The sequence below is a fragment of the Micropruina sp. genome (assembly GCF_027492755.1).
Taxonomy (GTDB): Bacteria; Actinomycetota; Actinomycetes; order Propionibacteriales; family Propionibacteriaceae; genus Micropruina.
The window spans coordinates 1-10,619 of record NZ_JAPUED010000128.1; the positions used below are offsets into that span (position 1 = coordinate 1).

General features: G+C 69.8%; 10 protein-coding genes. 4 read left to right on the forward strand and 6 right to left on the reverse strand.

Going from position 1 to position 10,619, the window contains the following annotated elements; all coding sequences use genetic code 11:
- The first annotated feature begins 57 nt into the window (after positions 1 to 57).
- Together Q0066_RS09220 and Q0066_RS09225 are read left to right on the forward strand one after the other, a co-directional pair.
- Positions 58 to 567 carry a hypothetical protein gene (locus Q0066_RS09220; RefSeq protein WP_298132234.1) on the forward strand — a complete coding sequence of 170 codons (510 nt, stop codon included), beginning with the start codon at positions 58 to 60 and terminating at the stop codon, positions 565 to 567.
- Positions 568 to 611: 44 nt separating this feature from the next.
- Complete coding sequence (locus Q0066_RS09225) at positions 612 to 1,616, forward strand: FUSC family protein (RefSeq protein WP_298132236.1); 1,005 nt, start codon at positions 612 to 614, stop codon at positions 1,614 to 1,616.
- 68 nt (positions 1,617 to 1,684) lie between these two features.
- Here the strand turns inward: Q0066_RS09225 and Q0066_RS09230 are convergent, their stop codons facing one another.
- From Q0066_RS09230 to Q0066_RS09255, 6 genes are all read right to left on the reverse strand, one after another.
- Positions 1,685 to 3,229: a hypothetical protein gene (locus Q0066_RS09230; RefSeq protein ID WP_298132238.1), complete on the reverse strand. Its 1,545-nt coding sequence runs from the start codon at positions 3,227 to 3,229 to the stop codon at positions 1,685 to 1,687.
- Positions 3,226 to 4,107 carry an ABC transporter ATP-binding protein gene (locus Q0066_RS09235; RefSeq protein WP_298132240.1) on the reverse strand — a complete coding sequence of 294 codons (882 nt, stop codon included), beginning with the start codon at positions 4,105 to 4,107 and terminating at the stop codon, positions 3,226 to 3,228. The genes Q0066_RS09230 and Q0066_RS09235 overlap by 4 nt, the downstream gene beginning before the upstream one ends.
- Positions 4,104 to 4,712, reverse strand: coding sequence for a TetR family transcriptional regulator (locus Q0066_RS09240; protein WP_298132241.1), 609 nt, complete (start codon positions 4,710 to 4,712; stop codon positions 4,104 to 4,106). Before Q0066_RS09240 ends, Q0066_RS09235 begins: the two co-directional genes overlap by 4 nt.
- Positions 4,713 to 4,911: 199 nt before the next feature.
- Positions 4,912 to 5,877: a MaoC/PaaZ C-terminal domain-containing protein gene (locus Q0066_RS09245; protein WP_298132243.1), complete on the reverse strand. Its 966-nt coding sequence runs from the start codon at positions 5,875 to 5,877 to the stop codon at positions 4,912 to 4,914.
- A complete protein-coding gene (locus Q0066_RS09250) occupies positions 5,877 to 7,280 on the reverse strand; it encodes a 3-oxoacyl-ACP reductase (RefSeq protein WP_298132244.1) in 1,404 nt (467 codons plus the stop codon). Before Q0066_RS09250 ends, Q0066_RS09245 begins: the two co-directional genes overlap by 1 nt.
- Positions 7,274 to 8,557, reverse strand: coding sequence for an acetyl-CoA C-acetyltransferase (locus Q0066_RS09255; RefSeq protein ID WP_298132246.1), 1,284 nt, complete (start codon positions 8,555 to 8,557; stop codon positions 7,274 to 7,276). The genes Q0066_RS09250 and Q0066_RS09255 overlap by 7 nt, the downstream gene beginning before the upstream one ends.
- 82 nt (positions 8,558 to 8,639) lie before the next feature.
- Between Q0066_RS09255 and Q0066_RS09260 the strand changes: the two genes are divergently transcribed.
- Positions 8,640 to 9,311: a TetR/AcrR family transcriptional regulator gene (locus Q0066_RS09260; RefSeq protein WP_298132248.1), complete on the forward strand. Its 672-nt coding sequence runs from the start codon at positions 8,640 to 8,642 to the stop codon at positions 9,309 to 9,311.
- On the forward strand, positions 9,308 to 10,619 hold a 1,312-nt coding region (locus tag Q0066_RS09265; RefSeq protein WP_298132250.1), incomplete at its 3' end, for an acyl-CoA dehydrogenase family protein. The genes Q0066_RS09260 and Q0066_RS09265, both read left to right, overlap by 4 nt.

Below are 10,619 nucleotides of genomic sequence, written 5' to 3' on the forward strand. Positions count from 1 at the left end.
CCTGGCTCCTGGCGCGGAACGCCACTACGCCTACGTCTTGCTGGCACGCTTGGATACATGACGACACAACGCGATCTCGGCCAGTCGATGCTGCAGGTGATCTTCAGCTTCTTCCTCGGACTGGTGGTGACCGCCTTCATCGGCATCGGCGTCAACACCTTCTATCCCGAGCCGTCGTATTCGTCCGGCTCGGACCGCGACTGGAACACCTACCGGTTGACCACCTCGATCGTGCTGCTGATCTGCGCCACCGTGGTGATGCTGCTCTCGCTGGCGATCACCAGGACCGGATCGGTGCTCGCCAACGGCGCGTTGCTCGGCGGCCTGTTCACCATGATCTACGCCGTCGGCATGGGCATCTCGGCCGGTCAGCAGTGGCCCCGGTTCCTGGTCATGGCGGTCGCGCTGGTGATCACCGTCGCGGTGGGCTGGTGGCGGTTCAGCCGGCGCAGCGTCGCGCCCGCCCCGACTTCGAGTGCCGGTGGGGTGCTGCCGGGTGAGGCCGATGCCCGGCTCGCTGCCGTCGAGGCCAAGCTGGACGCTCTGGGACGCGCGCTGCGCGACTGAGCGATCACTGCCCCGGAGCGGCAGCGAGGTGCGACGATGGCGCGATGAGCGTGTCGCGGAAAGGCCTGCTGCCGCGCGTCCTGGGAGCTGTCCTGCTCGCGCTGGTGCCCGTCGTGGCGACAGCGTTCTCGCCGTGGGCGGCGGCGACCGGGCTGCTGGTGCTGGGAATGCTGCCGACGCTGACCGCGGCGGGATCCGGGCCGAAGGCGATGGCGGCGTCGGCCGGCGTCAGCGGGGTGACGGCCTTCCTCGCCGTGCTTGCGGCCAGCGCGGGGCCGTGGGTGCCGGTGCTGGGTGTGGCGCTGGTCGTCGTGCTGTCGCTGGCCACCGGCGCGCTCGCCGTCCGCGGACTGCATCCGGTCGGGGCGGCCACCATCTCGCTCGCGGCCTACGTGCTGGTCGACCCGTCGTCCGTGGTCGCGTTCCTCGACACGCGGATACCGTCCCTGACCGCCGCCGGATTGGTTGCGCTGGTGATCCTGCTCGGCTGTGCCTGGGCGTTGGCCGTGGTGGCGGTCATGTTGCGCGGTGTGCGGCTGCCGGCGAATCGCGAGGCCGCGACGCTGCCCTACGGGGTGCTGCTGGCCGCGTTGTGCGGTGGCTTCACGTTGATCTGTGTGCTCTGGTTCGCCGGCACGAACGCCTGGTGGGCGGTGCTGACCGTCGCTGTGATCCTGCAGCCCACCTATGGGCAGACCCGGACCAAGATGTACGGCAGGATCCTCGGCACGGTTCTCGGCGGCACCACCGCTGCCCTGGTGGTGCTGGTGCTGCCCGCCACCGTCGCGGTGCTGCTGGGAGTGGTCGCGTCGCTGGCCTCCGTGCTGCTGCTGATGGCCGACGCCGACTACTGGAAATACTCGACCGCGGTGACCGTCTCGGTCATTCTGCTGACCTTCGATTCGACCACGGCGATCGCTGGTGACCTGCAGCGGGTCACGGTCACCATCGTCGCGGCCGTGGTCACCGCGGCCGCGGTGGGGATCGCCACCCGGCTGCTGCCCGACAGACTGTTGGAGCAGCGTGAACCCGCACCGGAGACGCCGTAGCGACTCGCTGGTCGAGTTCGTCGAAGCCGCTCGGACGGGCTCCGGGTCGGGCAGGGCCGATCGGGTGATCAGGACGGCTGCAGGTCGCGGCGTCCGAGGCCGGTCACGCCGAGACCGGCCAGCCCTATGCCCAGGACGGTCAGCACGGTCAGGGTGACCGGCAGCCCCCCGGTGAACAGGCCGGCGAAGATCGCCGCGAAGGGCGACAGGTTGCGGACCAGATCGGCCGGCAGCAGGTTGAACTCGGCGAACAGGTCGACCAGCATCAGCAACCCGAGCACCGTCCAGCTGACCGCGACCGCCACCCGGGGCGCCCAGCCGACCAGCGCGAGCGCGAGGCCGGCGACGGCCAGCGCGGCCGGCAGATAGGCAACCGTCGACAGCGGCAGCGACCAGCGTCCGGAACTCAGCGCGGCGCCGAACCCGACTCCGATCAGGATCATCGCGGCCGAACCCGCCGCCACCAGCCAGTTGGCAGCTGCCCAATGCCGCCGGGTGACAGGTCGGGACAGGATCGACTCCGCCGAGCCGTTGGCCTCGTCCTGGCGCAGGGTGAGAACGGCCGCCAACGTGGCGATGGTGGCGATCTGAGCCAGCAGGTAGAGCACGAACTGGAAGAACACCTCACCGACCGTGCCACCGTGCCGGCGGGCGAAGTCTTCGAAGGCCGTGCCGGCGAGCTGCTGATCCAGATTGCCCAGCACCGAGCCCAGCAGGGTTCCGAGCAGGCCCAGCGTCAGCGTCCAGGAGAGTGTGGTCCCGCGTTGCAGCCGGATCGCCAGCGTCACCGGGCTGCGGATCCAAGAGGGCGCATCCGGACGGCCCGGCCGTGGGGCGATCGGTCCGCTCGCGTAGTCCCGGGACCGGTTGAGTCGCAGCGCGAGCCAGCTCAGCACCGCGGTGAGGGCGAGCGGGATCAGCGGCACCCAGAACCGGTTCGCCACGAACGCCTGGGCATGCCGAGCCCAGCCGAACGGGCTGAACCAGACCAGCGGGCTGTCGGTGGTGTCCCCGATCGCGGTGACCAGCAGGAAGAGGATCATCGCCAGCGCCCCCAAGCCACCGGCGGAGCCGGGGTTGGTGGCCAGTTGGGCACAGACCGCGCCGAGCGCGGTGAAGAACAGCATCGATGAGGTCAGCACGAGCCCCAGCAGGGCCGAGCCGGACGCGTCCATTCCGGTGGCCACCATCCCGATGAAGGCCACCGCCCCGGTGAGTACCCCGGCACCCCCGACCACCAGCAGTGCCGCACCGAGCTGGCCGCCCCGGGTGACCCGTCCGGATAGCTCCAGCTCGAGGCGTCCGGCCTGCTCGTCGGAACGGGTGTAGCTGACGATGAAGATCAGCGCGGCTACGCAGCCGACCAGTGAGCCCGACGACGCCAGTGTCCAGGCCACCAACCCGCCCGTCGTCGGGGCGAAGACGGGTCCGCGCAGCGCAACCTCGGCGAGATTCGTCATCGCCTGGGTGGCGAAGGCCTCCCGGTCGGCCTGGGTCGGGTAGCCGATCGAGGTGGAGATCACCATCAGTGCCGGCAGCAGCCCGAGCGCCAGCACCCAGGCCAGTAACGCCCAGCGGCCCCGGCGCAGATAGGCCCGGACCAGGGTGGTCATCGCCCCTCCGCAGCCTGGTAGTGGGCGAGGAAGACGTCTTCCAGGGAGGGGGCGCCGGCCTCGAACTGACGGACGCCGACCGCCGCCAGCCGCCGCAGCAACTCGGGAAGTGCCTCGGCGGTCACGCTCAGCCGAAGCCGATCGCCGTCGGTTTCGACCACCGACACCCCGGCCAGCGCGAGGTCGGGCGGAGCGTCGACGTGCGCAGTGATCAGGGTCTGCTGCGCGCCCCTCAACTGGGCCAGGGGTGCGGAGTCGACCAGCCGACCGTTGCGGATGATGCTGACCCAGTCGCACAACCGCTCGACCTCGCTGAGAATGTGGCTGGACAGCAGGATCGTCCGGCCGTGCGCCTGCTCGCCGCGGACCGCCTGGACGAAGGCCTGATCGACCAAGGGATCGAGCCCCGAGGTCGGCTCGTCGAGGATCAGCAGCTCGGAGTCGGAGGAGAAGGCCGCGACCAGCGCCACCTTCTGCCGGTTGCCCTTGGAATAGGTGCGGTTCTTCTTCGTCGGGTCGAGTTCGAAGAGGTTGAGCCAGGGACGACGATCCCGGCCCCCGCCGTGCAGCCGGGTAAGGATGTCGAGGGTTTCGCCACCGGTCAGATTTGGCCAGAGCGTCACGTCGCCGGGAACGTAGCTGAGCCGGGAGTGGATCGCCGGCACGTCTCGCCACGGATCGAGCCCGAACACGGTGACCCGTCCCGAACTGATCCGGAGCAGGCCGAGCAGGATCCGCATCGTGGTGGTCTTGCCGGCACCGTTGGGGCCGAGGAAGCCATGCACCTGGCCCTGCTCCACGCGCAGGCTGAAGTCGTCCAGGGCGACAGTGCGCCCGTAGTGCTTGGTGACCGATTCGAGTTCGATGACGGTGGTCACTGGGCGACCTCCGTTCCGACCGCCCGCCGCGCGGCCGCCATCACCTCGGGTGTCACGAGTGCCGGGTTGAGCAGGTCGAGTTGGGCGGCACTGATCCGTGGGTCGCCGGCGGGGTGGGACGCCGCCAGGCCGAGCGCCCGGTCCACGAACGGACGCAGCAGCAACAAACCCAGTTTCATCGCCACCAGGACCGCGGCGCGATCGCGAAGCGGCGACGATGAGTCGGTCGGCAGGTAGGCCTCGGTGAGGGTGACCAGGGCGTCGAAGACCCCCTGTGCGTCCGGGGCGTTCTCCAGCAGCAGGCGGTTCAGGTAGCCGATCACGACCGGGGCGGAGGCGTAGACCTCAGCCAGATACGCCGGTTCGGCCATGCCCAGTTCGTCCAGGCCGGAGACGACATGGTCGCGGAAGTAGGACAGCACGTACTCGTCACAGGCGGCGCGGAGATTGGCCTTGGTGCCGAAGTGGTGTTGGACAAGGGCCGGGGAAACACCCGCCCGTCGGGCGATCTGGCGGATGCTGGCCGCCTCGCCCTGTTCGGTGAATGCGACCAATGCCGCGTCGCGGATGCGGGCCCGCCCGGTGAGATCGATGTCATTGCTCACGACACCGACTGTACGAACGCACAGGATCCTGTTCAACTGTACAGTCAGCGGAGTGTCGTACAGGAGGATCGACATGCGGTGATCGGTGTGAGGGGTGCGCTGATCAGAGCCCTCCATCGTCATCCCCGACTTGATCCGGGATCTCTCCCTCCTGAGAGCCCGGATCAAGCCCGAGATGACGTGAATGATCTGCGCTTCCTCAGCGAGCAGACACGTCCATAACGAAAAGCACCTTGTCAGCGGCTCTGTTGGTGAGCTGGGCGGCGAAGCCGTCCTCGGTCTGGGCAGCGGCGAAGCGGACGGTCGAGGGCAGCAGCACGGGCTTGGCGAACTTGACCGACACCGTGTAGGCGTCCGGTAGCCGGGGTTGGAAGACGGCCAGCGCGTGGGCGTGGGTCCACATGCCGTGGGCGATGGTGCGCGGCAACCCGAACGCCTTCGCGGCCAGCGGGTTGAGGTGGATCGGGTTCGCGTCGCCCGACACCGCGGCGTAGCGCCGGCCCAGGTCGGACGGCAGCCGCCACAGACCCGCGGTCGGCATCGGCGTCTCCGCTGGTCGAGCCTGCCGCGACCCTTCCTCACCCTCCGCCGGTCGAGCTTGTCGAGACCTCTCGTCGTCCCGGATCGGTCCAGATTTGCCGTCCTCCGAGGGTCTCGACAAGCTCGACCAGCGGGAATCCTCGCCGCCGTCCAGCCTCGCCGTCCGGCTCAGATAGCTGGAGCGTCCCTCCCAGACCCGCTCACCGGCCACCAGCGCCTCACTCACCAGGTCGACCAGGACGCCGCGGCGATGTGCACGCGGGCCCTCCGCTCGGACCCTCAACTCCAGTGGTTCACCGATCAATGTCGGACGCAGCTGGGTGATGGTGTTGCTCACATGCACCATGCCGAGCGGGGCGAGCGGGAAGTCCTCGGCGGTCATCAGGGTCAGCTGGAGCGGGAAGGTCAGCACATGCAGCCAGGTGGAGGGCAGTTCGTCGGTCAGATCGAAGCCGCAGACCCGGTCATAGGCGGCGACGTCGGCGACCTCGCAGCGGTGATGCAGCAGGTTCACCACTCGGTCCGGCAGGCCCTCGGCGAGCGGCGGACGCCGGCGCGGCGACAGGGCGCGGGCGTACTGTGCCGCGGCGACCGGCATTCCGTCCAGGACGACGACCTCGCTCATCAGCGGCCCACCACCAGCTGGCCGCAGACCCGCAGCACCTGCCCGTTCATCGGTGTCGCCGGGTCGGCCAGGAAGACGATCGCCTCGGCGACATCGACCGGACGCCCACCCTGCAGCAGGCTGGACGAGCGGCGGAAGATCTCCCGGTCGATCACCGGGATCGACGCGGTCATATCGGTCTCGATGAAGCCGGGGGCGACGCCGTTGACCGCGATCCTGCGATCGACCAGCTGCGCCGACAGCGCCCGCACCATGCCCATCACCCCGGCTTTGGACGCCGCATAGTTGGTCTGGCCGCGGTTGCCCGCCCAGCCGCTGGTGGAGGCGATGGCGACGATGCGCCCGCCGTCCGCGAGCCCGCCCGGACGGTCGGGGTCGAGCAGAACGTCGTTGATCCGGAACTGAGCCGCCAGGTTCACCTCCAGCACCGCCGCCCAGCGCTGCTCGTCGAGATTGGCCAGCAGCTTGTCCCGCAGAATGCCGGCGCAGTGCACCACGGCGTCGATGTGGGCGTCCGTGCCGTACCGCTCGGTCACATGCCGGGCGATCCGGTCGCCGGCGTCCGGCACGGTGATGTCGAGCTGCAGCGCGGTGCCGTGCACCTCGTTGGCGACCCCGGCCAGCGGCTGCCCCGCCACCGGCACGTCGACCACCACCACCCGGGCGCCCTCGGCACCGAACCGGCGGGCGATGGCCGCCCCGATACCACGGGCCGCCCCGGTGACCACCACGATCCGGCCCTCTCGTTGGTCGAGCTGGTCGAGACCCGGCGGCAGCGGGGACAGCACGAAGGGCTGGCCGTCCACATAGGCCGACCGTCCTGACAAGGCGAAACGCAGTACCTGCGCCAGCTCGGAGGCTGTGCTGCCGTCGGCGATCTGGATCAGATTGCAGGTGGCGCCGTAGCGCAGTTCCTTGCCGACGCTGCGCATGATGCCGTCCAGCGCCTGGCGAACGGCCGCGGTCTCCACCTCGGACGCGGTCGCCGGGTCAGCCGCGACGATCAGCACCCGCCCGGAAGGCTCCAGCGCCTTGACCGCCGGCCGCAGCATCGCCCGTACCTGCTCCAGTTGGCCGATCCGGCTCGCTGCCGTGGCGTCCACGACGATCGCGCCGAGCCGTCCGGGGTAGGCGGGTGGCCGCTGCCGGCCCTCGGCGTCGGTGCTGCGGGCGTCCGGAGTGTCGACCAGCGCGGGCTGAGCCGTGACGCCGAGCGCGGCCAGGGCGTCCGGAACCAGCGAACCGGAGGCCGGCTCGACGGTGCCCAGCGCGATCGCGCCGGTGGGGAAGGCCTCGCCGCGACGCAGCACCGTGGCCTCGGGGAAGCCGGCCTTGGCGGCCACCGACCTGCCGACGCGGGAATCGAGTACACCCGAGATGAGGTCGTCGAGTTTCATCAGCATGCCTCCACGATCGCGACCAGGCCCTGGCCGCCGGCGGCGCACACCGAGATCAGGCCGCGGCTGCCGGATCCGCGCTGGGCGAGCATCTTCGCCAGGCTGCCCAGGATGCGTGCGCCGGTCGCTGCGAACGGATGCCCGGCGGCCAGCGACGAGCCGTGCACGTTGAGCTTGGCGCGGTCGATGGAGCCGAGCGGGGCGTCCAGGCCGAGCACGTCGCGGCAGTAGTCGGCCGACTCCCAGGCGGCCAGCGTGCAGAGCACCGTGGCGGCGAACGCTTCGTGGATCTCGTAGTAGTCGAAGTCCTGCAGAGCCAACCCGGTGCGGCCCAGCAGCCGGGCGGTGGCGTGCACCGGTGCCATCAACAGGCCCTCGTTGCCGAGTACGTAGTCGACTGCCGCGGTCTCGGCGTCGACGATCCGGGCCAGCACCGGCAGATTGCGGGAGCGTGCCCAGCCCTCCTCGGCGAGCAGAACCGTCGCGGCGCCGTCCGAGAGCGGGGTCGAGTTGCCGGCGGTCATCGAGGCGTCCGGACCGTCGCCGAAGACCGGCCGCAGCTTCGCGAGCTTGTCGACCGAGGTGTCGGGTCGCAGTGGTTGATCGCGGGTCAGGCCCAGATAGGGAGTCACCAGATCGTCGAAGAAGCCCGAATCCCAGGCGGCGGCGAGATTGTGGTGGCTGGCCGCGGCTAACTCGTCCTGCGCCTCACGGGTGATGCCCCACTGCGCAGTGGTCAGGGCCTGATGCTGGCCCATGTTCAACCCCGTCCGGCGCTCGGCGGCCTTGGGCACCTCGGGCGTCAGATCGGACGGCCGCACGTGCGCCAGCGTTTTCGCCTTGTCGAGCGGGGTCTTCGCGGCGTTCAGCCGGATCAGCGTCCTCCGCAGCCGATCGCTCACCGCCACCGGCGAATCGGACGCCGAATCGACACCGCCGGCCACGGCCACGTCGAGCTGGCCGACCCGGATCCGGTTGCTGAGCTGGACGGCCGCGGTGAGGCTGGTCGCGCAGGCCTGCTGGACGTCGTAGGCGGGCGTCGCCGGGTGCAGGGCCGAGGACAACACCGCTTCCCGGGTCAGGTTGAAGTCGCGGCTGTGCTTCAGCACCGCGCCGGCACCCACCTCGCCGAGACGCTCGCCGGCCAACCCGAATCGTGCGGCCAGGCCGTCGATCGCGGCGGTCAGCATGTCGATATTGCTGGCCGAGGCGTAAGCGCCGCCGACCTTTCCGAACGGGATGCGGTTGCTCCCCACGATCACGGCGTTGCGCAGGTCTGCCATCGGAGCTCCTTCGATACGGAACCGCTGAGATTGTCGACACTCACAGTAGCAGGTACGAAAAGTACCGGGTACTGTGAGTGTCGTGAAAACCCCGCTTGCCAAGACGCCGGTCGACGGGCGCGACACGCGGTGGGCCGAACATCGGACGAAGCGGCGCCGCGAACTCGTCGAGTCGACGCTGCGCGCCATCCGCAGACACGGCGCCACCGTCGGCATGGACGAGATCGCCGCCGAGGCGGGCACGTCCAAGCCGGTGATCTACCGGCACTTCGGCGACCGTCCGGGCCTCTATCGGGCCGTGGTCGAGAAGGTGGCTCAGTTCATCCTCGACGACCTGCGCGCCTCGGTGGACTGGGAGACGCCGCTCGACTGGAGGCAGGGGGAGGACCTCGGCCGGCTGATCCGCGACCTGACCCACAGCTACCTCGAACTGGTGCAACGCGACCCGGAGATCTACCGCTTCGTGATGTCGCGACCGCTGGTCGAGGGCGACCTGAACGACGACCCGGTCACCGGACTCACCATGCGGATCGGGGAACGGATCGCCGAACTGCTGCGTGCCAGCGGCCTGCCCGACGACCGGGCGGCCACCTGGGGACACGGACTGGTCGGCTGCGTCCGAGCCGCCACCGACCAGTGGATCAGGGCCGGAATGAACCGTCCGGCCACCGTCGTGGCCGACGACCTGTGCCTGCTGCTCGCCTCGGCCTACACCGCACCCCGCCTTGCCAACACCGTGGAAGGACACCAATGAGTACCGCCGTCACCACCCGTGCCGATGCCAACCTCGCCGAGGGCGATCTGGGTGTTGCCCTGCTGGCCGCCTTCGAGGGCCCGCACCACGAGCGACGGACCGCCGGACGGGCGGCGTTCCCCGCCGACGACATGCTGCGCGACCCGGCGCTCGACATGGAACAGGCGCGGGCGTGGACCTTGGATCGGCTGCATGCCCTGGTCGCCGCCGGGATCGGGCAGGCGATCGTGGGCGTCGAACAGGCCACTGCCGGCACCCAGATCCAGTCGCTGATCGATTTCGAGACCGTCGCCTATGGTGACCTGTCGGTGGCGATCAAGTCCGGCGTCCAGCACGGGCTGTTCGGCGGAGCGATCGCCGGGCTTGGTACGCCCGAGCATCACCGGCGGTACCTGGCCGATGCCCTCAACCTGCGCACGCTCGGCTGCTTCGCGATGACCGAACGCGGGCACGGCAGCGACGTCGCCTCGCTGGAAACCACCATCAGCTACGACCCGGACGCCGGCGAGTTCGTCGTCCATTCGCCGCACGAATCGTCGGCGAAGACCTACATCGGAAGTGCCGCCGCCCATGGCCGGATGGCGACCGTCTTCGGCCAGCTCGTGGTCGACGGCGTGGAGCGGGGCGTGCACTGCATCCTGGTGCCGCTGCGCGACGACGAGGGCAACCCGCTGCCCGGGATCAGCATCGGCGACAACGGTCACAAGGGCGGCCTGCTCGGTGTCGACAACGGCACCATCGCCTTCGACCACGTCCGGGTGCCGCGCGAGATGCTGCTCGACCGGTTCGGCTCGGTCGACGAGCAGGGCCGCTACGTCTCGTCGATCGAGAATCCGAACCGGCGCTTCTTCACCATGCTGGGTGCGTTGGTCCGGGGCCGGATCTGTATCGGTGGCGGCGCGGCGATCGCCGCCCGGCGGGCACTGTCGATCGCGACCCGCTACGCCGAGCGCCGCACCCAGTTCCGGCATCCGCACTCGGACGAGGAGTCGCCGCTGCTCGACTACCTGGCGCACCAGCGCAAGCTGCTGCCGGCGATCGCCCGGGCCTACGCGCTCGGCTTCGCCCAGAACGATCTGATCGACGCCTACGGCGCGGTGAGTTCGGACAACAACCATGACCCGCGGGCGCAGCGTGCCCTGGAAACCCTGGCCGCCGGGTTGAAGGTGATGAACACCGACTTCGCCAACGCCACGATTCAGACCTGCCGCGAAGCCTGTGGCGGAGCCGGCTACATGAGCGAGAACCAGCTGACCCAGCTGCGCGCCGACACCGACGTGTTCGCCACCTTCGAGGGCGACAACACGG

Bases quoted from the DNA above. Each gene is read 5' to 3' on its own strand.
- Q0066_RS09230 (WP_298132238.1), bottom strand. From the start codon at position 3,229: ATGACCACCCTGGTCCGGGCCTATCTGCGCCGGGGCCGCTGGGCGTTA.
- Q0066_RS09225 (WP_298132236.1), top strand. From the start codon at position 612: ATGAGCGTGTCGCGGAAAGGCCTGCTGCCGCGCGTCCTGGGAGCTGTC.
- Q0066_RS09220 (WP_298132234.1), top strand. From the start codon at position 58: ATGACGACACAACGCGATCTCGGCCAGTCGATGCTGCAGGTGATCTTC.
- Q0066_RS09255 (WP_298132246.1), bottom strand. From the start codon at position 8,557: ATGGCAGACCTGCGCAACGCCGTGATCGTGGGGAGCAACCGCATCCCG.
- Q0066_RS09245 (WP_298132243.1), bottom strand. From the start codon at position 5,877: ATGAGCGAGGTCGTCGTCCTGGACGGAATGCCGGTCGCCGCGGCACAG.
- Q0066_RS09250 (WP_298132244.1), bottom strand. From the start codon at position 7,280: ATGCTGATGAAACTCGACGACCTCATCTCGGGTGTACTCGATTCCCGC.